Annotated in this window: 18 protein-coding genes; 10 read left to right on the forward strand and 8 right to left on the reverse strand. The window is 75.4% G+C overall.

The annotated features are described in order from the left end of the window. Window positions 1–22: 22 nt before the first annotated feature. From BLV02_RS26765 to BLV02_RS26775, 3 genes are read left to right on the forward strand one after another with little or no spacing between them, the layout of a single operon-like run. Window positions 23–2,629, forward strand: coding sequence for a CHAT domain-containing protein (locus tag BLV02_RS26765; RefSeq protein WP_069108815.1), 2,607 nt, complete (start codon window positions 23–25; stop codon window positions 2,627–2,629). A 45-nt stretch (window positions 2,630–2,674) separates the two neighbouring features. Beyond that, window positions 2,675–3,286, forward strand: a complete 612-nt coding sequence (locus BLV02_RS26770; RefSeq protein WP_171906612.1) for an HAD family hydrolase — start codon at window positions 2,675–2,677, stop codon at window positions 3,284–3,286. Window positions 3,287–3,326: 40 nt separating this feature from the next. Further along, window positions 3,327–3,692: a hypothetical protein gene (locus BLV02_RS26775; protein WP_074946693.1), complete on the forward strand. Its 366-nt coding sequence runs from the start codon at window positions 3,327–3,329 to the stop codon at window positions 3,690–3,692. A gap of 12 nt (window positions 3,693–3,704) precedes the next feature. On the opposite strand, the gene BLV02_RS26780 is transcribed toward BLV02_RS26775, so the two are convergent. Next, the gene (locus tag BLV02_RS26780; protein ID WP_069108812.1) at window positions 3,705–4,079 is read right to left on the reverse strand and encodes a DUF3037 domain-containing protein; all 375 of its coding nucleotides are present in this window, start codon (window positions 4,077–4,079) and stop codon (window positions 3,705–3,707) included. After that, window positions 4,076–4,855, reverse strand: a complete 780-nt coding sequence (locus BLV02_RS26785; protein WP_216093918.1) for a HipA family kinase — start codon at window positions 4,853–4,855, stop codon at window positions 4,076–4,078. Before BLV02_RS26785 ends, BLV02_RS26780 begins: the two co-directional genes overlap by 4 nt. Window positions 4,856–4,979: 124 nt before the next feature. Between BLV02_RS26785 and BLV02_RS38375 the strand changes: the two genes are divergently transcribed. Next, the gene (locus tag BLV02_RS38375; RefSeq protein WP_069108811.1) at window positions 4,980–5,363 is read left to right on the forward strand and encodes a cold-shock protein; all 384 of its coding nucleotides are present in this window, start codon (window positions 4,980–4,982) and stop codon (window positions 5,361–5,363) included. Here the strand turns inward: BLV02_RS38375 and BLV02_RS26795 are convergent. Further along, the gene (locus BLV02_RS26795) at window positions 5,360–6,979 is read right to left on the reverse strand and encodes an MFS transporter (protein WP_069108810.1); all 1,620 of its coding nucleotides are present in this window, start codon (window positions 6,977–6,979) and stop codon (window positions 5,360–5,362) included. The two genes, BLV02_RS38375 and BLV02_RS26795, sit on opposite strands and share 4 nt — an antisense overlap. Window positions 6,980–7,077: 98 nt before the next feature. On the opposite strand from BLV02_RS26795, the gene BLV02_RS26800 reads away from it, so the two are divergent. Then, entirely contained in the window at window positions 7,078–7,851 is a 774-nt protein-coding gene (locus BLV02_RS26800) for a DUF3027 domain-containing protein (protein WP_069108809.1), read from the forward strand. Between the two features lie 10 nt (window positions 7,852–7,861). After that, window positions 7,862–10,822, forward strand: a complete 2,961-nt coding sequence (locus BLV02_RS26805; RefSeq protein WP_069108808.1) for a sacsin N-terminal ATP-binding-like domain-containing protein — start codon at window positions 7,862–7,864, stop codon at window positions 10,820–10,822. 162 nt (window positions 10,823–10,984) lie between these two features. On the opposite strand, the gene BLV02_RS26810 is transcribed toward BLV02_RS26805, so the two are convergent. From BLV02_RS26810 to BLV02_RS26830, 4 genes are read right to left on the reverse strand one after another with little or no spacing between them, the layout of a single operon-like run. Further along, a complete protein-coding gene (locus tag BLV02_RS26810) occupies window positions 10,985–12,394 on the reverse strand; it encodes a hypothetical protein (RefSeq protein ID WP_069108807.1) in 1,410 nt (469 codons plus the stop codon). Further along, complete coding sequence (locus BLV02_RS26815; protein ID WP_141711327.1) at window positions 12,391–13,704, reverse strand: hypothetical protein; 1,314 nt, start codon at window positions 13,702–13,704, stop codon at window positions 12,391–12,393. The genes BLV02_RS26810 and BLV02_RS26815 overlap by 4 nt, the downstream gene beginning before the upstream one ends. 28 nt (window positions 13,705–13,732) lie before the next feature. After that, on the reverse strand, window positions 13,733–14,335 hold the full coding sequence (locus BLV02_RS26825) for a dienelactone hydrolase family protein (protein ID WP_069108804.1): 603 nt from the start codon (window positions 14,333–14,335) through the stop codon (window positions 13,733–13,735). A gap of 48 nt (window positions 14,336–14,383) precedes the next feature. Further along, on the reverse strand, window positions 14,384–15,841 hold the full coding sequence (locus BLV02_RS26830) for an NCS2 family permease (protein ID WP_069108803.1): 1,458 nt from the start codon (window positions 15,839–15,841) through the stop codon (window positions 14,384–14,386). Window positions 15,842–15,935: 94 nt separating this feature from the next. Between BLV02_RS26830 and BLV02_RS26835 the strand changes: the two genes are divergently transcribed. The 3 genes from BLV02_RS26835 to BLV02_RS26845 all read left to right on the forward strand — a co-directional run bounded on the left by BLV02_RS26835 (window position 15,936) and on the right by BLV02_RS26845 (window position 19,584). Then, window positions 15,936–17,507 (forward strand): DUF2530 domain-containing protein, encoded by a 1,572-nt coding sequence (locus tag BLV02_RS26835; protein ID WP_074946695.1) that lies wholly within the window; start codon window positions 15,936–15,938, stop codon window positions 17,505–17,507. A 269-nt stretch (window positions 17,508–17,776) separates the two neighbouring features. Then, complete coding sequence (locus tag BLV02_RS26840; protein ID WP_216093917.1) at window positions 17,777–18,268, forward strand: MarR family winged helix-turn-helix transcriptional regulator; 492 nt, start codon at window positions 17,777–17,779, stop codon at window positions 18,266–18,268. After that, complete coding sequence (locus BLV02_RS26845; RefSeq protein ID WP_069108801.1) at window positions 18,265–19,584, forward strand: MFS transporter; 1,320 nt, start codon at window positions 18,265–18,267, stop codon at window positions 19,582–19,584. Before BLV02_RS26840 ends, BLV02_RS26845 begins: the two co-directional genes overlap by 4 nt. A 3-nt stretch (window positions 19,585–19,587) precedes the next feature. Here the strand turns inward: BLV02_RS26845 and argS are convergent, their stop codons facing one another. Continuing rightward, window positions 19,588–21,333: an arginine--tRNA ligase gene (argS, locus tag BLV02_RS26850; RefSeq protein WP_069109530.1), complete on the reverse strand. Its 1,746-nt coding sequence runs from the start codon at window positions 21,331–21,333 to the stop codon at window positions 19,588–19,590. A gap of 53 nt (window positions 21,334–21,386) precedes the next feature. On the opposite strand from argS, the gene thpR reads away from it, so the two are divergent. Beyond that, window positions 21,387–21,941: an RNA 2',3'-cyclic phosphodiesterase gene (gene thpR / locus BLV02_RS26855; protein WP_069108800.1), complete on the forward strand. Its 555-nt coding sequence runs from the start codon at window positions 21,387–21,389 to the stop codon at window positions 21,939–21,941. Window positions 21,942–21,970 lie beyond the last annotated feature (29 nt).

Genomic DNA, 21,970 nt, shown 5'->3' on the forward strand with positions numbered 1-21,970 from the left:
ACTACATGTCTAGCATCAGGGCGTGACCTCGGGAAGCACGTCGGCGGCGGTAGCCGCGGATCAGTTGCCCGGGCTGGCGATGTCGAGTCCCGACGAGGCGGCCCGGGCCGCTCGTGCCGTGCTGTCCGGAGCGGCGACGCCGGTGGACGAGACGTACGCGTTGCAGGCGCTCGGCATCGTCCAGCGGGAGCGCGGCGAGGTGGGCCGCGCCCTCCGCTCGGTGCGTCGTGGCATCCGGGTGGGGCGCGAACACGGGCTCGGCGCTCGGGTCACCGATCTGGAGGCCAGTCTCGGCACGGTGCTCGCGCTGGCCGGACGGCGACGGCCGGCGTTCGCGGCTTTCGACAGCGCACTCGACGGTGCCGAGCCGGCCGAGCGGGCCCGGGTACTCGTGCGCCGAGCGGCGGTCTGCTTCTTCTTCCAGGACCTCGACGGCGCGCGCCGCGACAGCCACGAGGCGGCCGCGGTTCTGGAACGTCATGACGACCCGGCGTGGGAAGCGCGAGCTCGCAGCAATCTCGCCGGTGCGCTCCTGGGACTCGGACGGTTCGCCGAGGCCGACCGCGAGTTCGCCCGCGCGCAGGAGCTGATCGAGTCGACCGGCGAGCGCTATCAAGCGACGATCATCGTGCAGAACAGGGGCGATTGCGCGCACCGGATGGGGGACCTGCCGCGGGCGCTGCGACTGCTCTATGACGCGCGCCGGCGATATGACGAGCTGGGCGTCGTTCCGCCGGAGGTGGTGCGCGACCTCGCGGTGGTGCAGTTGGCGGCCGGGCTGACGGAGGACGCGGCGGGGACGGCGGACGAGCTGGTGGCGGTGCTGGACGGCGCCAGGGACTCCGCGCTGCGCCGGTCCGACGGGTTCATCGCGGCCGCCATCGTGCACCTCGCGGCGGGCAACCCGAGCCGGGCCGCCGACCTGGCCAGAAAGGCGGCCCGGTCGAGCCGGCGGCAGGGGCACGACGACGCTGAGCGGCACGCGCGGGTGGTGGTGCTGCGGGCGCAGGCGGAGGCCGGCGCCGTCACGAAGCGGCATGCCCGGGCGGCGGCCGCGCTGGCGGCGGAGCTGACCGACCGCTACGCCTCCGAGCGCCTCGACGCGCTGGTGCTGGCGGGCCGGCTGGCGTCGGCGACGGGGCTGCAGGAGCTGGCGGGTGAGGCGCTGCGGACGGCGGCGGCCGGACGCCGCGGCCGTGGGTCGGCGCTGCGCCGCGCCACCGGCTGGTACGCGCAGGCCCTGCTGGCCGAGTCCGCCGGCGACCGGCGGGCCATGCTGCGCGCCTGCGGCCGCGGCCTGGACGTCCTCGACACGCACGCGCTGTCGCTCGGCGCGACGGAGCTGCGGGCCCGCGCGACGGTGCACGGCAGCGACCTCGCGGCGCTCGCGACGCGGCGGGTGGCGGTCGACGGGACGGCGCGAGAGCTGCTGCGGTGGACGGAGCGCTGGCGCGGCACGCTGCACTCGCTGCCCTGGCCGGCGGCCCGCCACGACGCCGAGCTGGCCGCCGAGCTGGGCCGGCTGCGCGCCGTCGGCAGCCTCATCGGCAGCCACGCCGACGAGGCGGAGCGGCGGCGCATCGAGGAACGCATCCGCCGTCACGTGCACGGCCGGGAGACGGCCGGCCCGCGGACCACCCGCCGCCGGCTCGACGTCGGCGAGCTGCTCGACGCGCTCGGCGACCGCACGCTGGTCAGCATCGTCGGGCTGCGCGGCGGCCGGTTCCATGCCGTCGTCGCGCGTGGGGGCCGGTTGAAGCACGTGGTCGCGGGCGACTCCGGCGCCGCGCTGGACGAGGTCGAGTACGCCAAGTTCGCGCTGCGCGGCGCCGCGGTGGCCGCCGACGCCGTCGCGGGCGTGCTGCTGGCCGCCGCCGAGCCCGGCCTGGCCCGGCTGCAGGAGACGATGCTCGGCCCGGTGGTCCGCGAACTGGGCGACGGGCCGGTCGTGCTGGTGCCGCCGTCGACCATGCAGTCGGTGCCGTGGGGCGCGCTGCCCGCGCTGCGGGACCGGGACGTGACGGTGGCGCCGTCGGCGACCGCCTGGCTGCGCGCCCGCACCAGCACACCGCCGCCCGACCGGAGCGTCGCGCTGATCGCCGGCGCCGACCTCGCGTCGTCGGGGGCGGAGGTCGGCGTGCTGGCCGGCGTCTACACCGACGCGACCGTGCTGACCGGCGACGACGCCACCGCCGACGCCGCGCTGGCCGCGTTGGATGGGTCGTGGCTGGCGCACATCGGCGCGCACGGCCGCTACCGCGGCGACAACCCGATGTTCTCGTCGCTGGAGCTGGCCGACGGCCCGCTGACGGTGTTCGACATCGAGCGGCTGCAGTCGCCGCCGTACCGCCTGCTGCTGACGGCGTGCGAGTCCGGCGTCGGCTCGCCCACCGGCGCCGACGAGCTGCTGGGTCTGACGACGTCGCTGTCGGCGCTGGGCACGGCCGGGCTGCTGGCCACCGTCGTCCCGGTGAGCGACGCCGCGAGCGTCGACCTCAGCCTGGTCGTGCACGAGCGGCTGCGCACCGGCGACGATCTCGGCGCGGCGCTGCTCGCGGCGCGCCGGGCGGCGGCAGGCGCCCGGGACCGCGCCACCGCGTGGTCGTTCCTCGCCCTCGGCGGTGCATGACCTGCGTCACATCTCGACGGTCGACGACCGCGTATGGTGATCACCGTGCCCCTCACCATCGGTTTCGACCTCGATCTCACCCTCGTCGATTCCGCGGAGGGCATCACCGTCTCGATGACCGAGGCGTTCCGCCGGGTCGGCGTCGTCATCGAGCCGCACGACCTGCTGCCGATGATCGGCCTGCCGCTCGACACCACGCTGCGCGCCTTCGTCCCGGACGACCGCGTCGACGAAGCGCGCGTCATCTATCGCGAGCTCTACCCGACGCTGGGCATTCCGGGCACCAAGCCGCTGCCCGGCGCCATCGAGGCGGTCGACGCCATCCACGCCCACCACGGCACCGTGCTGGTCGTCAGCGCCAAGATCGAGTCCGCGGTCCGCGCCGTCCTCGCACACGTCGGCCTGGCTGTCGACGACGTCGTCGGTGAGCGGTATGCCGAGTCCAAGGGCGTCGCGCTGCGCGAACGCGGCGCCGACGTCTACGTGGGCGACCACCCCGGCGACATGGTCGGCGCCCGCACCGCCGGCGCCTACGCCATCGGCGTGACCACAGGCGGGCACGACGCGCTCGCGCTGCGCGAGGCCGGCGCCGACGTCGTCTTCGCCGACCTGCTCGACTTCCCGTACTGGCTCGACGACTACGTCGCCCGGGCGTGACGCGCTCGCCGTCCGCCGGCGGCACGTACACTGCGGGCGCATGACCCCGATGATCGTCCGCTATGCCCGACCGATGCCCGTCGCCGCGCTGGTCGTGGGCGTCCTGCTGCTGGCCCTCTCGCTGCTCGACGGGCGGTCGATCGGCATGTTCACCGGGGTCGTCCTGACCCTGCTGGGCATCCTCCAGCTGGTCAACCCGATGCTGCGGATCGACGCCGGCGAGGTGCGGCTGTGCAACCCGCTCGGCATGACGCTGCGGCGCTTCGCGGTGTCGTCGCCGGCCGACCTGACGATCGACGGCAAGGCGTTGCGGCACGTGCCGACCGGCAAGAAGATCGCGAGCCTCGGGTTCGGCGCCGACAAGTCCGACGTCGCCGCGCTCCGCTCCCAGCTGCAGCCGGCGTAGCGCGCCTCGGCCTCAGAGCACGAGCCGGCGCAGCAGCCGGTCCAGTTCCGCCGCGGGGTCGTCGGTGAGCCCGGCGTGCACCGGGCCCGGCTGGACGATCGTGCTGCGTGGCGCCGTCAGCCAGCGGAACCGCTCGCCGATCGCCGTGGCGCCGACCGGGCCGGCCGCCGCCGGGTCGTTGCAGGTGGCCGCGTACGCCTCGACCGCCGCCACGATGGCCGCGACGTCGGCGTCCGGGTCCAGCGCCCGCAGCCGGTCCGCGTCGACGTGGGTGGCGGCGGCCAGGTAGGCGGCCTTCTGGCTGTAGACGATGACGCCGGCGTTGACGAACTCGGCCCGCTCGACGCGGGGGACCACGCGCAGGACGGCGTACTCGAACGCGATCATGCGCCGGCCGCCGGCAGCCAGTCGGACGACGCCGCGGCGCGGGCCGCGAGGTGCTCGGCGTAGACGGCGCGGACGGCGTCGGGCCCGGCGCCGTCCAGCCCGGGGACCTCGGGCAGCCAGTCGTCCGGGACCAGCGCCAGGATCTCGGCCAGCAGCGACGGCGTCACGCGCGGCGCCAACTCGGCGTCGACGGCCGGCAGCCGGTCGGCGGCGAACGCCAGCACATGGTCGTCGATCGGGTAGGGACGGACGGCGAACGCCGGCGCCCCGGGCCAGGTGTGCTGGAACAGCAGCGCCGCGCCGTGGTCGATCGCCCACAGCTGCCCGTGCCACGTCAGCAGGTTCGGGTTGCGCCAGCTCCGGTCGACGTTGACGGTGAGCGCGTCGAGCCACAGCACCTTCGCCGCGTCGTCGGGGCTCGCCTGCTTGCCGTGGCCGTCGTAGCCGAGCGAGCGGGGCAGGAAGTCCATGCCGAGGTTCACGCCGACGCTGGCCAGCAGCAGCGCCTGGATCTCCGGGTCGGGTTCGCGCCGCGCGATGGCGTCGTCGAGGTCGACGAGCACGAGGTCGGGCACCCGGATGTCCAGCCGCCGTGCCAGCTCGCCCACCACGATCTCCGCGACCAGCGTCTTCGGGCCCTGCCCGGCGCCGCGGAACTTGACGACGTAGGTGCCGAGGTCGTCGCCCTCGACCAGGCCGGGCAGCGACCCGCCCTCGCGCAGCGGCTCGACGTAGCGGACCGCGCGCACGACGGGCAGCCCCGTGTGCACCGTCACCGCGGGAAACCATCCATGGGCGACGACGGTACGCGATCGGATTGATCACCCCCTGGAGAGGCCTCAGGGGCTCCGTCGGCCTTAGGCTTGAGAGGTCTGGTCCCCCGACACGAAGAGGTCCGCCGTGCCAACGGGCAAGGTCAAGTTTTTCGACACCGAGAAGGGCTTCGGCTTCCTCTCCAAGGACGACGGCGGCGACGTCTTCGTGCACTCCTCCGCGCTGCCCGCGGGCGTGTCCGCACTGAAGCCGGGCCAGCGGGTGGAGTTCGGTGTGGCCGAGGGCCGCCGGGGCGAGCAGGCGCTGTCGGTGCGCGTCCTCGACCCGCTGCCGTCGGTGTCGGCGGCCACCCGCAAGAAGCCCGACGACATGGTCACCATCGTCGAGGACCTCATCAAGCTGCTCGACGGCCTGTCGAACACCTACCGCCGCGGCCGGCACCCCGACCAGCGCACGGCGCGTCAGGTCGCCACCGTGCTGCGGGCCGTGGCCGACGACCTCGAGCTCTAGGTTCCGCTCTCGGGCCGCTCCGGCGGCGGGGCCGGCGGTGACGGTGTGGGCGCGGGCGGGCGGACCCGCAGCGCGAACACCAGCCCGCCGGCCAGCACGAGGGTCGCGACCGTCATGCCCAGCCACGGGATCAGCGGCAGCACGATGCCTACGCCGCCGCCGACGACCCAGCCCAGCTGCAGCAGCGTCTCGGACCGCGCGAACGCGTTGGACCGGTTCTTCTCCGGCACGTCGCGCTGCACGATGGCGTCCAGCGACAGCCGGCCCAGCTGCTGGGCGAACCCGGCCGCGAGCCCGACCAGGATGACCGTCAGCAGGTTCCAGAACAGCGCCGTGACCAGCGTGCTGGCCGCGCCGAACGCGACCAGCGCCATGACGGTGCGGTCGGGACTTCGCGCCTGCACGAGCGCCCCGACGGACGAGCCCAGGGTGCTGCCCACCCAGGCGGCGGCCGCGACGATGCCGAGCAGGACGAGGTCGTCGAGCCCGGCGACCGGCGCCTCGCGCAGCACGAACGCCATGAACATGGTCATGAAGCCGGACAGCCAGCGCAGCGTCGCGTTGGCCCGCAGGGCGCGCACGACCGAGGGCCCGACCCGGAACTTGCGCGGCTTGCCGCCGGCGGCGGACTCGTGGCCGTCGCCCTCGGTGAGCGACGCCGGCTCCTCGCCGATCGAGAGGTCGACCTTCTTCGGCAGCAGGATGGCCAGCACCGTGGTGCCGACGTAGGCGAAGAACGCCGCCCGCAGTGGCCAGTCGTCGCCGATCTGCGCCAGGCCCAGGCCCACGGGTGCGCCGAGCAGCGTGCCGAACGTGGCCGCCAGTTGCAGCCGTGAGTTCGCCGCCACCAGCGTCCAGCCGTCGGGCAGCAGCCGTGGCACCGCGGCCGCCCGCGCGACGGCGTACGCCTTCTGCCCGACCAGCACGCCCAGCGCCGCCGGATAGAGCCACACGCCACCGCCGATGACGGCGTCGGCCGCCACCCAGGCGAGGAAGCCGCGGCTGGCCGCGGTGAACCCGATGGCCCAGCGGCGGCCGTGGCTGAAGCGGTCGAGGAACGGGCCGAGCACCGGTGCGACCACCGCGAACGGCGCCATGGTGAGCAGCAGGTACAGCGCGACGTTGCCGCGCGCCTCGGTGGTGGAGGCGGAGAAGAACAGCGTGCCGGCCAGCGCGACCGTGACCAGCGCGTCGGCGAAGGCGCTGGCGGCGTTGAGCTCGATCAGCCGGGACAGGCCGGTCTGCCCGGCGCCCTTCGCCTCGGCGGCGCGGTGCAGGCGGTTGGCGCTGAACCGGGCGGCGCGGGAGGTGCCGGACGCGGCGGTCTTCGCCGCCCGGCCGGTGGCACCGGCGGCGCGGCGCATGCGCTCGCTCGCCCTGGGCGGCTCAGGCGGAGGCGGCGGCAGCGCCCGCGTGTGGTCGTCGTGGCCGGGCCCCGGACGGCCGTTCCCGGCGGCGTGGTCGTCGCCGGGCGACCCGGACGACCCGTTGCCGGAGGGCCCGGATCGGGGCTGCCCGCCGCGGGCGAACGGCGACTCGTACGAGCCGTCGTCGCCGCGCGCGCCGCGGCCCCCGCCCTCACCGGGCGGGCCGGCCTGCGGATCGGTCTCAGCCACACACCCATCCAACCGCATCGGGCCGACAGGACCGGAAGATGTCCCCGGATCGGGCGCGATGTGTCGATCATGGCGCGAGTTTGCGACAATGATTCGTTGTGACCCCCGCATCGTCGCGCACGCGCACCGTCAAGGCCGACTCCGTCCTCGTCAAGGCCGTCGAGGACGCCCGGGCCGCCGCCGTCGACGTCGGCAGCGAAGACGCCGTCGGCGCCCATCTCGGCCACGACGCCGAGGGCGAACGGGTCGTCACCCACTACTTCGCCTGCGAGCTGGCCGGCTACGTCGGCTGGCGGTGGGCCGTCACCGTCACCCGGGCGTCGCGGTCCAAGCTGATCACGGTCAGCGAGTGCGTGCTGCTGCCCGGCGCCGACGCCGTCCTGGCCCCGGCGTGGGTGCCGTGGGACGAGCGGGTCAAGCCCGAGGACCTCGGCCCCGGCGACCTCCTGCCGGTCGCCGACGACGACTACCGCCTCGAGCCCGGCTACGCCCTCGCCGAGGAGCAGGACGTCCTCGACGTGGTGCAGGAGCTGGGTCTCGGCCACGAGTGGGTGCTCTCGCGTGAGGGCCGCGACGACTCCGCGCAGCGCTGGTTCGAGGGCGACACCGGCCCGCACACCGACATCGCGAAGGCGGCGCCCGGACGCTGCGGCAGCTGCGGCTTCTCGGTGCTGCTGGCCGGCACGCTCGGCCACGCGTACGGCGTGTGCACGAACGAGCGCACCCCGTTCGACGGCAAGGTCGTCTCGCACGCCCACGGCTGCGGCGGTCACTCCGACGTCCGGCTGCCCGCGCCGTCCGAGGACGCCGCCGAGCCCGTCGTCGACACCCTGAGCTACGAGCTGGTCCCGCTGGAACTCGACGCGCCGTAACGTTCCGCGCGTGGACGTCTTCGACACCGCGGCGCTGCGCGCGCGGGTGCTCTCCGCGTGGTCCGCGTCGCCCGCCCGGTTCCGCGAGGACGCCAACGCCGAGGACGAGCTCGCCCGCGGCGCCTACCGCGACCGCGTGGTCGTCGAGCTGGCGCAGAACGCCGCCGACGCGGGCGCGCGGGCCGGGCGGCCGGTGCGGCTGCTGCTGCGGCTGACCGGGCCGACGCTGGTCGCCGCCAACACCGGCGCGGCGCTGGATGCCGCCGGTGTCGAGGGGTTGTCGACGCTGCGAGCGTCCACCAAGCGCGACGGTGGCGCCGTCGGGCGGTTCGGGGTCGGGTTCGCCGCCGTGCTGGCGGTCACCGACGAGCCGCGGGTGCTGACGGCGTCCGGCGGCGGCGTGCGGTGGTCGCGCGCCTCGGCGCTGGCGGAGGCCGGGTCGGTGCCGGGGCTGGCGGCCGAGCTGGCCCGGCGCGGTGAGGCGGTACCGGTGCTGCGGCTGCCGTTCCCGGCGTCCGGCGTCGTGCCGGACGGCTACGACACCGCGGTCGAGCTGCCGCTGCGCGACGACGACGCGGTCCGGCTGGTGCGCCGGCAGCTCGGCGAGATCGACGACGCGCTGCTGCTGGCGCTGCCGTGGCTGGGCTCGCTCGTCGTCGACATCGACGGCGACGTGCGCGAGTTGTCCGCGGGCGAACCGTCCACGCTGGCCGACGGGCTGGCCGAGCGGCGCATCGGCGAGCGCACCTGGCGGCTGGCCACGCGCACCGGCGTCGCGCCCGACGAACTGGTGGCGGACCGGCCGTTCGAGGAGCGGACCCGGCCGGGATGGACGGTGACGGTCGCGGTGCCGGTGCGCGACGACGCCGGGGTACGCGCGCCGGCCGCGTTGCCGCCGTCGCTGCCGGGTGTGGTGCACGCGCCGACGCCGACCGACGACCGCACCGACCTGCCGGCGCTGGTGATCGCCGGGCTGCCGCTGGACTCGTCGCGCCGCCGCGTGGTCCCGGGCCTGCTGCTGGACCACCTCGCGGAGCAGACCGGCGAGGTGTACGCGCGGCTGGTCGCGTCGTTCGGGCCCGCGGCGCCGGGCGCGGCCGTGCTGGCGCTGGTGCCGGGGCCACTCGGGCTGGAGGCCGTCGACGCCGTGCTGCACCGGGCGGTCCGGGCGGCGCTGGCGGCGACGCCGTTCGTGCCCGGCGCCGACGGCGAGCTGCTGCGTCCGGTCGAGGTCACGCTGGTCGACGGGCTGAGCCGCACCGGCGACCCGGCGGCGCTGGGCGGGGTCGTCCGCGGGCTGCCCGCGCGCGACTGGTGGCGGCCGGAGCCGCTGGCCGGGCTCGGCGCCACGGTGACGCCGCTGGCCGACGTCGTCGACGAGCTGGCCGGGGAGCGGCTGGCGCCGGCCGGGTGGCGGGCGGTGTACGACGCGCTGGACGGGTCGGACCACGAGTCGCTGGGCGCGCTGCCGGTGCCGCTGGCCGACGGCCGGCTGGTCCGCGGGCCGCGCGGGCTGCTGGTGCCCGGCGAGGTGCGCCCGGAGCTGCTGGCGCCGTTCGACCTGCGCGTGGTCGCGCCCGACGCCGTCCACCCGTTGCTCTACCGGCTCGGCGCCGTCGACGCCACGGCCGCCGCGGTGCTGCGCGACCCGCTGGTCCAGGGCGCCGTCGCCGACCTCGCCGAGAGCGACGACGATCCCGCGCCCGTCGCCGCGGCGGTGCTCGGCCTGCTCGCGGAGTCCGGCCTGGACGTCGCCGACGAGCCGTGGCTGGCCGGCCTGCCGCTGGCCGACGCGACCGGCGCCGCGGTGCCGGCGCGCGAGCTGCTGCTGCCCGGGTCGCCGCTGTTGGCCGTGCTGGACGCGGACCCGGCCGAGTTCACCGTCGCGCCGGACCTGGTGCACCGGTTCGGCCCGGCGGTGCTGCGGGCCGCCGGTGTGCGCGACGGGTTCGCCGTCGTCCGCGACGCCGACGTCACGCTGGAGCCGGACACCTGGCATGACCTCGACGACGAGGACGGCTGGGTCGACGACGTCCTCGCCGGCCTGCCGGCCCAGCCGGTACCGCCGCTGACCGGCGAGTTCGCCGCCGTCGCCGACCTCGACCTCGTCCGCGACGACGCCTGGCCGCGGGTGCTGGAATGGCTGGCCGCCGACGACGCCGCCCGTTCCGCCGTCGTGTCGCCGGTGCGGCTGACGCTGTACGACGGCGCGCAGCGGGAGGCGCCGTCGTACAGCGCGTGGTGGTTGCGGCGGCACGCCCGCATCGGCGGCCGGCCGCTGGGCGGCCTCGCGGTGCCCGGCGCCGACGCCGTGGTGCGGGCGCTGCTGCCGGTGGCCGACGTGCCGGTGGACGACGTGTTCGCGGCCGCCGTCGGGCTGGCGCGCTCGCCCGCCGACCTCGACCCCGGCGCCGTCCTCGACCGGCTGGCCGAGGACGACCTCGAGCTGCCGGCGGCGACGCTGGCGCGGGTGTACGCGGCGCTGGTGGCGCACGACCCGGCCGGCGTGGAGCCGCCGGACCGGGTCCGCGTCCCCGACGGCGTCGGCACCCGCGTCGTTCCCGCCGCCTCGGTCGTCGTCGGCGACGGCCCGCACTGGCTGCAGCTCGGCCTGCCCGGCCTGCTGCCCGGACCGGCCGCCCTGGCCGATCTCCTCGACGTCGACCTCGCCGCCGAGGCGCACCCCGCGCCGGTCAGCGGCGGCGGCCGCCGTCAGCCGGTCCCGGACGTCGCCCGCGCCGTACTGGGCGACGCGCCGTCGGACTACGTGGAGCACGACGACCTGCGGGTCGGCGACACCTCCGTCGACTGGTGGCCACTCGGCGCCGACGTCCACGCCGCGACGCTCGACGGCCTGGCCCGCGGGCTGGCCTGGACGACCGGGCAGTGGGGGAAGCGGTGGGTGCTGGCGGAGGTGTTGGCGGATCCGGGTGCGCTGCCTGGCTTGCTGGCAGACGACGCGTTCTCCTGAGCCGGGCCCGCGGGGTTCGGGGGGACGCCGTCTCCGCCCGCCTCGCTCGTTCCTCGCTCGGACGCCCGCAGCCCACCCCTGACGGCGTCCCCCCGAACCCCGCTCAGGTGGTGCCGCGGCTCGCCCGGGTGCCCGAGTCCGCCGTCTCCTGGGGGTGGCTGGTCAGAAGCGGCGGCCGCCGCCGGAACGCCGGGACGAGCGCCGGCTCGAGCCGCCGCCGAAGCTGCGTCGCCGGCTGCGTCCGCCGGACCCGCCACCCCAGCCGCCCGAACCGCCGGAGCCGTCGCCGGACGAGCTCATGGCGCTGCTGGCGGCCTTGCCCAGCGACCGGCCATAGCTCGCCAGGCGGGCACGGGGCCGCCGCGACTCCCAGCGGCTGCGCAGCCGGCTGCGCGCCACCGAGTGGTCGTTGTGCGGGAAGCGCCAGGTGCCGGCGGTGCCGTTCCAGTAGCCCTCGATGTAGGCGACGAGGTCTTCGCCGCCCTCCCAGTAGCTGCCGCGCCCCGCTTGCCGGGTCTGCGGCGCCTCGCCGGCGTCGAACCGGACGGTGCACTGGTCGCAGAGCGGCACGTCGCGGCTGACGCCGTGCTCGGGGGTCCACTGCCGCTCCTGCGTGCTGGGGCCGTGCCGCGGGTCGAAGAAGCACGGCGGCGTCGGTTCCGGCACCGGCCGGCCCTGCTGCAGCGCCGTGAGGCAGGCGATGCGGTAGCGCGCGCCGCCCAGCAACGACGTCACCGCCTGGACGTCGTCGTCGGTGGCGGCCTGGTCGAGCCGGTGCCGGGCCTTCTCGACGGTGTCGAGGATCTCCTTCGTCAGCTTCGCCTGCTCGATGTCGGACGTCGTCGGCAGGTCGGACACGCGGTCGGACAGCTCGATGACCTCTTCGGTCAGCAGCGGCCGGACGACGTCGAGGTGGCGCTGCTCCTCGGCCTGGCGGCGGCGCCGCGCGCTGAGCGTCGTGCCGCCCCACCAGACGCCGGCGATGCCGGCCGCGCCGCCCGCCCACGGCGCGACGTCGACGTAGAACGGGTGGTCGACGTCGGAGGCGCGGTCGATGAAGCGGTCGATCATGGGGCCGTAGTCGGGGGCGCAGCACTCGACCGCCTGGTCGATGGCGTCCTCGACGTAGTACGTCGGGCCCTCCTCGCTGTGCTGCACACCCCAGAGGCCGCGGCCGTCGTAGGAGCTGTCGGCCACCGACATGACGAGGTAGACGCCGTCGACGCCGACGCGGTCGTACAGCTGCGACGCCAGCTCCTCACCCTCGTAGAGCAGCTCGCGGCCCACCAGACGGTCCTGGCCCTCGGGGTCGAGCCGCCACGCCGGGACGACGGCGATGCGCATGCCGGTGGGGGCCGACGCGGCCGCCTCGTCGAGGTCGGCCGCTTCGGCCGAGCCCAGGGCGCCGGCGGCGTCGGGGTCGACCCACACGCCCGGCTCGGCCAGCTCGACGGCGACCTCGTCGAGGTAGCGGTCGACGTCGTCCTCGTCGGCCGCCGCGGGCAGCGTCGCCGCCCACAGGCCGGCGGCGGTCAGCGCGAGCGCGGCCGTGCCACGCAGGACGGGCCTCATCGGGCGGTCCCGGCCAGGCGGTCGCGGCAGCCGGCACAGACCGGAACCTCGCGCGAACGGCCGCCGGGCGGGACGTACATCCAGTCGGTCACCGACACTCCATGGCGCTGGTCGAAGAAGCAGTCGGCCCGTCGTGCGGGCAGCGGACGGCCGGCCAGCCGCGCCTGCGCGCACGCCAGGCGCCACCGACCGTACTCGACCGTCGCCCGGACGGCGCGCAGCACGTGGTCGTCAGGCGCGCCGTCGACGGCGGAGCCGGCCGCGGCGTAGGCGTCCATGGCGGCCTGCACGTCGGCGGCGACGGCGGGGTCGGCGACGTGGGTGTCGGCGGCGTCGAGCTCTTCGCCGAATCGGGTGACGTCCTCGCGGGCCAGCTCCTGCCGGTCGTCGAGGGAGTCGGCCTCGTCGTCGAGCACGTCGAAGGACGGCCGGTAGAGCGCCGGGCCCTCGGTGTCGCCGCCGGCGCGGCGGCGGTGCCACCAGAACGCCGCACCGGCCGCGGCTGCCAGCACGACCAGCGCGATGACCAGCGGCAGCACCCAGCCGGCGCCGCCGGAGTCTTCGGGCGCGCCGGACACCCCCAGCTCCGTCAGCGCGTCGTCGAGGATCGCGACCTGCTGCGACCGGGTGTGCCGCCCGATCGCGGTCTCGACCGCCTCACGCACCGGCGCGTCGACCGAGATGGCGGCGCCGTATGTGCCCGCCCCGCCGAACACCACGAGGTAGATGCCGTCGGGCCCGCCCGCCGCGTCGACGGCGTCGATGAACGCCGCGGCCCGCGCATCGTCGTCGTCGCCGGGCTGGTCGGAGAGCGCCGTGGCCGGGAGGACGGCGATATACACGGCCGGCGAGCGGCCGTCGACGCGGTCGGCCAGCCGCTCGGCCTCGGCCTCCGGCACGATGCCCGACTGCGTCTCGTCGACGTACACGGGTGCGGACGCCCACGCCAGCGCCACCTCTCCCGGGACGTCGCTGGGCGCCGGCTCCTCGGCCCGCGGCGCCATCCCAGCAAGCGTCGTCGCTGTATCGGCCGCGGCGCTAGCGGCCGCTGACCGGCCGGGCGGACCGAACGCCGTGAGCCCGCTGCTCCTCCCGGGGTCCGCGGCCGCTGACCGGCCGAGCGTCGCCGGCACACCGGCGGCAGGGCCGACGGTTGCCGCCGGGCCGGGCACCGTGGTCCGGGCCGCATCGGCTCGGGTCACCGTCGCCGGCGCCTCCGCGGCATCGGCCGTGGCGCCGGCGGCCGCCGCCGGGCCGAGCGCCGTCGCGGCGACCAGCAGCAGTGCGGCCGCCGGGTGAGTCAGCCGCATGCGTTGCTCCTCGCCGGATCGGGGTGGGTCAGCGCCCCCGATCCTCACATGCCGCGATGAACTCCAGCGCACGGCCGTGCATGAGGCCGGCCGCCTCGGCGTCGAACTCGCCGGTCAGCGACGGATCGGCGAACAGGTGCGCCGCCACCCCCGGGTAGCCGAAGTAGTGGTACTCGGCGCCGGACGCGGCGGCGGTCTCGGCGAACTCACGGTTGGCGTCGTCTTCGCGGAACGGGTCGAGCTCGGCCTCGTGCACCTGGACCGGAACGGCGGACGGCCACAGCTCGGCGCCGACCACCCGGACCGGCACCGAACCGTGGAACGCCAGCGCGCCGCGCGCCCCCGGCCGCGACGTGACCAGGTGCACCACGGAGATGACGCCGTTGGAATAGCCCGCGTAGACGACGTCGGGCCTGACGCCGTCGACCGCCGCGTCGGTGCGTCGCAGCAGCTCGTCCTGCCCGCCGCACTTCTCCAGGAACTCGAACGCCTCGTCGTAGCCGTCGAAGACCGCGCCGCCGTAGAGGTCGGGCACATGGACGACGTGACCGGCCGCGCGCCACTGCTCGGCGGTCTGCAGCACCCCGGGCCGGAGCCCGAGGACGGAGTGGAACAGCACGATCTCGGTCATGTCTTCGGTTCTACCGGACGGCACCGACAATGTCGGCCGGATCCCAGGTCAGCTCACGCCGAGCAGGTCCTCGATCGGCGTGATCGCGAAATAGACCACGAACAGCGCCGCGATGATCCACAGCAGCGGGTGCAGCTCGCGCACCTTGCCCTTGGCCAGCTTGATGATGACGTACGACAGGAACCCGGCGCCGATGCCGGTGCTGATCGAGTACGTGAACGGCATCAGCGCCAGCGTCAGGAACGCCGGGATCGCGATCTCGAGGTCGTCCCAGGCGATCTCGCGGACCTGGCCCATCATCAGGAACCCGACGAGCACCAGCGCCGGCGCGGCGGCCTCGTTCGGCACCATCGCCACGACCGGCGCCAGGAACGTCGCGAGCAGGAAACAGATGCCCGTCACGACGCTGGCCAGGCCGGTGCGGGCTCCTTCGCCGACGCCCGACGCGGACTCGATGTAGGACGTGTTGCTCGACACCGACGCGGCACCGCCGGCCGCCGCGGCCACGGAGTCGACCAGCAGGATCTGCGTCGTCTTCGGCGGGTTGCCGTCCTCGTCCAGCAGCCGGCCCTCGGCGCCGACCGCGACCATCGTCCCCATCGTGTCGAAGAAGTCGGCCAGCATCAGCGTGAACACGAACAGCAGCACGCTCACGACGCCGACGGACTCCCACGAGCCGAGCAGGCTGAAGTTCCCCAGCAGCGAGAAGTCGGGGAGGTCGACGATCTGGTCGGGCCACTGTGGCGCGTTGAGGTTCCAGCCGCCGGGGTTCTCGGCGGACGTGCCGAGGTCGGCGATGCTCTCGACGACGACCGCCAGCACCGTCGTGCCGATGATCGTCCACAGGATCGCGCCGCGCAGCTTCAGCGAGTAGAGCACGATCACGGCGATCAGCCCGGCGCAGAACACCGCCACCGGCCACGTCGTCAGCGAACCGCCCTCGCCCATGCCGATCGGCGGCGACGGGTTGCCCGTCGACTGGACGAACCCGGCGTTCACGAAGCCGACCAGCGCGATGAACAGGCCGATGCCGACGCTGATCGCGGTCTTCAGCTGCCGCGGGACGGCGCTGAACACGGCCTGCCGGAACCCCGTCAGCACGAGGACCAGGATCACCAGGCCCTCCATCACCACCAGGCCCATGGCGTCGGCCCACGTCATCTGCGACGCCAGCCCGAACGCGACGAACGCGTTCAGGCCGAGGCCCGCGGCCAGCGCCAGCGGGAAGTTCGCGACCACGCCCATGGCGATCGTCAGTACGCCGGCCACCAGCGCCGTCGTCGCCGCGACGGCCGCGAGGTCGGGCGCGTCGCCGCCGCCGAGGAAGGTGCCGTCGACGTCGGCGACGGTGCCGATGATCAGCGGATTCAGCACGATGATGTAGGCCATCGTGAAGAACGTGACTACGCCGCCGCGGACCTCGCGGCCGATCGTCGATCCACGCTCCGCGATCTTGAAATAGCGGTGCAACGCAGTGGGCTCGCTCGTCGTCTCGGTGTCGCTCACGGGCGTGAGGATGCCAGAAGATCGTTGCGGGACGAATACGGCGGGCTGTGGATCGGCTCGCCGCGACGGATGCGGCCGGGCTAGCCTGGGACATATGGCGAAGCGTCGGCGGCGGTCCCCGGGGGAGCCCGAGCCCGAGGTCGAGGCGGCCGAGACCGATGAGGTTCAGCCGCTCGACCTCGACGGCGTCCGCACGGTCGCGGTCGTCACCGTCCTCTGGGCGGTCGCGTTCGTCCTGCTCGCGCTGCGCATGGACACCCTCCAGGACGAGGGCCGCGGCTGGTGGGTCTGGACCTGCCTCGCCGGCGTGGGGCTCGGGCTGCTGGGCCTCGAGTACACCCGCAAGCGGCGCGACGCGCTCGAGTTCGAGCGTGAGGAGGCGGCGGCCGAGGCCGCCGGTATCGCCGCTGACGACGACGGTGCCGCCGGCGGCGAGGTGCTGACGCGCGGCGAGGTCATCGCCCGCGACGGCGACGACGCCCGGGCCGCTGACCCGCGGTCTGCTGACCCGCGGCCTGCTGACCTGCGGGCCGCTGACGTGCCGACGGCCGGTGGGCCGTTCGCGGGCCGGCCGCAGAGCGCGCCCGACTCCGTCACTCGGCCCATCGACACCGGCGGCAACCTTCCGCCGGTCCGTCCCGACACCACTCGTGCCGACGCCACCCGCGTCGACATGCCGTCCACCCGGCCCGGCGCCCATCCCGATCCGCGCGGCGGACGTCAGGACACCACCGCCCACGGCCGGCCGGGCACCGCTGAGCGTCCGCCCTTCGCGGCGACGGGGGAGCGGCCGGCTCCGGGGCAGCGGTCCGGCCCGGGCACCGGCGAGCACCCTGTCACGCCGACCGGGCAGCGGCCGGTGCCGGGCACCGAGCGCCCCGGTGCGCCGACCGTCCAGCGGCCGGCTCCGGGGACCGCCGAGCGTTCCTTCGCGGCGACGGGAGAGCGCCCGGCTCCGGGCCAGCGGTCCGGCCCGGGCACCGGCGAGCACCCCGTCACGTCCACGGGCCAGCGGCCGGTACCGGGCACCGAGCGCTCCGGCGCGCCCACGGGCCAGCGTCCGGCTCCGGGCACCGGCGAGCACCCCGTCACGTCCACGGGCCAGCGCCCGGTACCGGGCACCGAGCGCTCCGGCGCGCCCACGGGCCAGCGTCCGGCTCCGGGCACCGGCGAGCAGCCGCTCCCGCCGACGGGCCAGCGGCCGGCTCCTGCGCAACGCCCGTCGACCCCGCAGCGCCCGGCCGCGCCCCAGCGACCCGCCGCCGCGTCGCAGCCCGGCCCGGCGACCGGTGAGCTCCCGGCGACCGGTGAGCGCCCGGTGGCGCCGTCCCGGCCCACGACCGGTGAGCACCCCACGACCGGCGACCGTCCGGTGCCGCCGCCGGCTCGCCCGGCCACGCCGCCACGGCCGAGCGCCACCGAGAGCCCGTCCGATCGCCGTCCGGCCCCGCCGCCTCGCCGCACGTCGGCGTCCGAGCTGTTCGGCGACGCGCCGACGCGCCCGGCGCCGTCCCCGCTGGACGACGACGAGCCGCTGCTCGACACCATGTTCGGCGGCCGCAGCGCCGTCGCCGACGAGCCGGCCGCCGAGGCCGCCGACACCGACGACACCGAGGGCGGCAGCCGTTACCGCGGCCGCCGCGCCCGCCGCTCCGACTCCGCCTGACGCGCCGGGGTCACCCGCCGGCCCGTCGGCGCCCGCCGTCGCGCGTCGACGCGCGACGACGCGCGACGACGCGCCGGCATCACCGGCGCCGGCACCCCGCCGAAGCCATCCACCCGACGCCCCTCGACGGCACCGTCAGCCGGCCCTCAGCCGCGCCTCGCCGACCCCGGCGCACGCCGAACCGGCCGGAACCGGGACCAACTACGCCAGCACCAAACCGCAAGAACACGACTGGCCTTTAGCAAAGGTAATGAGTTAGACTAAGCAAAGTGCCAGCCGCGAAGATCTCCCAGAACACCGCGCCCCAGAGCCAGCCGGCGCGCTCGGGCCCGGCGCAGCCGCGTACCCAGGCGGGCCTGGCCAGCTCCCTCCGCATCGCCGTCGGACGGCTGAACCGCCGCATCCGCAACCAGCGCGAGGACGACGCCCTGACGCTGAACCAGCTGTCCGCGCTGGGCATCCTGGAGCGCAAGGGGCCGCTGCCGGTCGGCGAGCTGGCCGCGTGCGAGCGCATCCGCCCGCCGTCCATGACGCGCATCGTGTCCGGCCTCGAGGAGCTCGGCCTCGCCGTCCGCGAGCCCGACCTCGACGACCGCCGCGTCATCAACGTCCGCATCACCGAGGCCGGCAAGGCGCGTACCGCCGCCGACCGCAAGCGCCGCGACGCCTGGCTGACGCACAAGCTGCGTGATCTCTCGCCGGACGAGCGCGAGCGGCTGCGTGCGGCGCTGCCGGTGCTCGAGAAGCTGGCCGGCCTGTGAGTCCTACCTTCCATTCCCTCCGGCACCGCAATTACCGGCTGTACTGGTCGGGGATGTTCCTGTCCAACGTCGGCACCTGGATGCAGCGCATCGCGCAGGACTGGCTGGTGCTGGTCGTGCTCGGCGGCGGCGCACAGGCGGTCGGCATCACGACGGGCCTGCAGTTCCTGCCGTTCCTGCTGGTGGCGCCGTTCGGCGGGCTGCTCGCCGACCGGTTCGACAAGCGCCGCCTGCTCATGCTCACGAACTCCTTCCTGGGTGTGGTCGGGCTGACGCTCGGCGTGCTGACGCTCACCGGGGTGGCGCAGATCTGGCACGTCTACGTGCTCGCGTTCCTGCTCGGCGTCGGCACGGCGCTGGACAACCCGTCCCGTCAGGCGTTCGTGTCCGAGCTGGTCGGCCGCGACGACCTCACCAACGCGGTCGCGCTGAACAGCGCGTCGTTCAACGCGGCGCGGCTGATCGGCCCGGGCATCGCCGGCATCCTCATCGGCCTCATCGGCACCGGCTGGGTGTTCGTGCTGAACGGCGCGTCGTTCATCTCGCCGATCCTGGCGCTGGCGCTGCTGCGTGGCACCGGCGGGCGGCCGAAGCGCGACCCCGAGCGGGCGGGCACGCTGTCGCAGCTGCGCGAGGGCGTGTCGTACCTGGGGTCGCGACCGGACCTGCTGATGGTCGTCGCGATCATGTTCGGCCTCGGCACCTTCGGCATGAACTTCCAGATGACCATGGCGCTGATGGCCACCGACGTCTACGGCAAGGGCCCCAGCGAGTACGGCCTGCTGGGCTCGATCATGGCCATCGGCACGCTGTCCGGCGCGCTGGTCGCGGCGCGGCGCAAGGTGCCGCGACGACGGCTGATCGTCGGCGGCGCCGTGGTGTTCGGCGTGCTCGAGGTGGCGGCCGGGCTGATGCCGACCTACGCGCTGTTCGCGATCTCGCTGATCCCGCTCGGCATCATCGCGATGACGGTCATGACGGCGGCCAACGCGTACGTGCAGACGACGGTGCCGCAGTACGTCCGCGGCCGCGTCATGTCGCTCTACATGATGATCTTCATGGGCGGCACGCCGTTCGGCGCCCCGGTCATCGGCTTCGTCGCCGACGCGTTCGGCGCGCGCTGGTCGCTGCTCGGCGGCGGCATCCTGACGGCGGCGTTCGCCGTCGCCGCGCTGGTCGTGCTGGCTCCGCGCAGTGGCGTGGTGGTGCGCACGCGGCTGCGGCCGCGGCCCGGGCTGGTCGTCGTCACCACCGCGCCGGCGACGGCGCCCAGCCTGGCGCCCGCCGACGAGCCGGCCCCGGTGCGGGTGGCCTGACGCTCACATCCGCTCGGGCGCCGCGATGCCCAGCAGCGCCAGGCCCTCGCGCAACGTCGCCTTGGTCAGGCGGCACAGCGCGAGCCTGTTTCCGCGCCGGGGCTCCGGCGCCGTCAGCACCGGGCAGGCCTCGTAGAAGTCGGTGAACGCTCGCGCGGTGTCGTAGAGGTACGTGCACAGCCGGTGCGGCTCCAGCGTCGCGGCGACGTCGGCGAGCGTGTCGCCGAACGCGTCGAGCGCCAGGGCGAGCGCCCGCTCGGCCGGGTGCAGGTCTGCCGCCGGGTCGACGACGGGGCCGGGCTCGCCCTCGGCGCGGCGCAGGATCGCGGCGATGCGTGCGTGGGCGTACTGCAGGTAGCCGCCGGTGTTGCCGGTGAACGAGACCATGCGGCCGACGTCGAAGGTGTAGTCCTTGGTGCGTGACGTCGACAGCTCGGCGTACTTGACCGCGCCGATGCCGGTCAGCTCGGCGACGTGGTCGGCCGCGGCGGCGTCGAGCGACGGGTTCTTCGCGGCGACGACGGCCCGGGCGCGCTCGACGGCGGCGTCGAGCAGGCTGCCGAGCGTGACGGTGTCGCCGGCCCGGGTCCGGAACGGGCGCCCGTCCGGGCCCAGCACCGTGCCGAACGAGACGTGCGCGACCTCGACGTCGCCGGGCAGCCAACCGGCCCGCGTGGCGGCCTCGACGACCAGCCGGAAGTGCAGCGCCTGCCGTGCGTCGACGACGTAGAGGATGCGACCGGCGCGCAGCTCGGCGACCCGGTACCGCAGCGTCGCGAGGTCGGTGGTGTCGTAGCCGTAGCCGCCGTCGCGCTTGCGCAGGATCAGCGGCACCGGCGCGCCGTCCGGCCCGGTCTCCGTCGCGGACAGGACGACCACCGCGCCGTCGCTCTGAACCGCGACACCCGCCCGCGTCAGTTCGTCCACCACACCGGCCAGCCGGTCGTTGTAGAACGACTCGCCGGCGGAGTCGGCCGGGGTGAGCAGCACGTCGAGGCGGTCGTAGAGCTGCCGGAACGCCGCCTCGGACTCGGCCACGATCTCCCGCCAGACGGCGATCGTCGCGGGGTCGCCCGACTGCAGCGCGACGACCCGCGACCGGGACCGTCCGGCGAACTCGGCGTCGGCGTCGAACCGGGCCCGCGCCTCGCGGTAGAGCCGGTCCAGCGCCGACACCGACGACTCGCCGGACAGGTCGCCGTGCCGCCACGCCGCCTCGGGATGCTCGTCGAGGTACTGGATGAGCATGCCGAACTGCGTGCCCCAGTCGCCCAGGTGGTTCTGCCTGACGACGTCGTGGCCGAGCCGGCCGAGCACGCGGGCGAGGCAGTCGCCGATGATGGTCGAGCGCAGGTGCCCGACGTGCAGCTCCTTCGCGATGTTGGGCGCGGAGTAGTCGATGACGACGCGCCGGCCGGTCTCGGCGCGAGGCACGCCGAGATCGTCGTGCGCCAGCCGCGCGGCCACCCGCCGCCACACCGCAGGCGCCGCCACCGTCAGCTCGAGGAACCCCGGCCCGGACACCCGGACACCGGCCAGCAGGTCGGTGCGCACCGCCTCGGCCACGCGGCCCGCCAGCTCGGCCGGCGCCCGGCCGGCCCGCCGGGCCAGTGCGAGGGCGGCGCCGGACTGGAAGTCGGCGCGCTCACTCGGCCGGACCAGAGGGTCGGCACCGGTCAGCGCGGGGTCGGCGACGGCGATGCCGTCGGCCACCGCAGCGGCGACCTCTGCCAGCAGCGAGTTCGTCATGCGCAGCCATGGTGGCAGCGCCCGCCGCGGCCGCGCCATGCAATTGTTGGCGGGTGAGGCTGTTCGCCGCGATCGACCCGTCGCCCGACGCGGTCGCGCGGCTGGCCGCCGTTGCCGACGGGGTGCGCGACGACGTGCTGCGCTGGTCCGACCCCGCCGGCTGGCACCTGACGCTCGCGTTCTACGGCGAGGTCGGCGCTGACCAGGTGGACGAGCTGACGCAGCGGCTGACCCGGGTGGCCCGCCGGCACCCGGCCACGCGGGCGCGCATCGCCGGCGCCGGACGGTTCGGCCGCACGGTGCTCTGGGCCGGCATCGACGGCGACGGGGCCGCCCTGCGCGCGCTGGCGGGGTCGGCGAGCGCCGCCGGCCGGCGGACCGGGGTCGGGACGGACGACCGGCAGCGGTTCCGGCCGCACGTCACCCTGGCCCGGGCTCGCGGGCGCGACGGCGCCGACCTGCGGCCGTACGTCGCGCGGCTGGAGTCGTACACGGGACCGTGGTGGGACGCCGACGCCGTGACGCTGTTCCGGTCGCGGCCCGGCGGGCCGGGGCACGGCCCGCGATACGAGCCGCTGGCCCGCTTCGCGCTGACCGGCCGCCGCTGACGCCGTCAGAACAGCGTGGCCACCGCGAC

Origin of the sequence: Jiangella alba, from assembly GCF_900106035.1 — a bacterium.
Classification (GTDB): domain Bacteria; phylum Actinomycetota; class Actinomycetes; order Jiangellales; family Jiangellaceae; genus Jiangella; species Jiangella alba.

Bases quoted from the DNA above. Each gene is read 5' to 3' on its own strand.
- BLV02_RS26775 (WP_074946693.1), top strand. From the start codon at position 3,327: ATGACCCCGATGATCGTCCGCTATGCCCGACCGATGCCCGTCGCCGCG.
- BLV02_RS26835 (WP_074946695.1), top strand. From the start codon at position 15,936: ATGGCGAAGCGTCGGCGGCGGTCCCCGGGGGAGCCCGAGCCCGAGGTC.
- argS (WP_069109530.1), bottom strand. From the start codon at position 21,333: ATGACGAACTCGCTGCTGGCAGAGGTCGCCGCTGCGGTGGCCGACGGC.
- BLV02_RS26815 (WP_141711327.1), bottom strand. From the start codon at position 13,704: ATGCGGCTGACTCACCCGGCGGCCGCACTGCTGCTGGTCGCCGCGACG.
- BLV02_RS26825 (WP_069108804.1), bottom strand. From the start codon at position 14,335: ATGACCGAGATCGTGCTGTTCCACTCCGTCCTCGGGCTCCGGCCCGGG.
- BLV02_RS26810 (WP_069108807.1), bottom strand. From the start codon at position 12,394: ATGAGGCCCGTCCTGCGTGGCACGGCCGCGCTCGCGCTGACCGCCGCC.
- BLV02_RS26780 (WP_069108812.1), bottom strand. From the start codon at position 4,079: ATGATCGCGTTCGAGTACGCCGTCCTGCGCGTGGTCCCCCGCGTCGAG.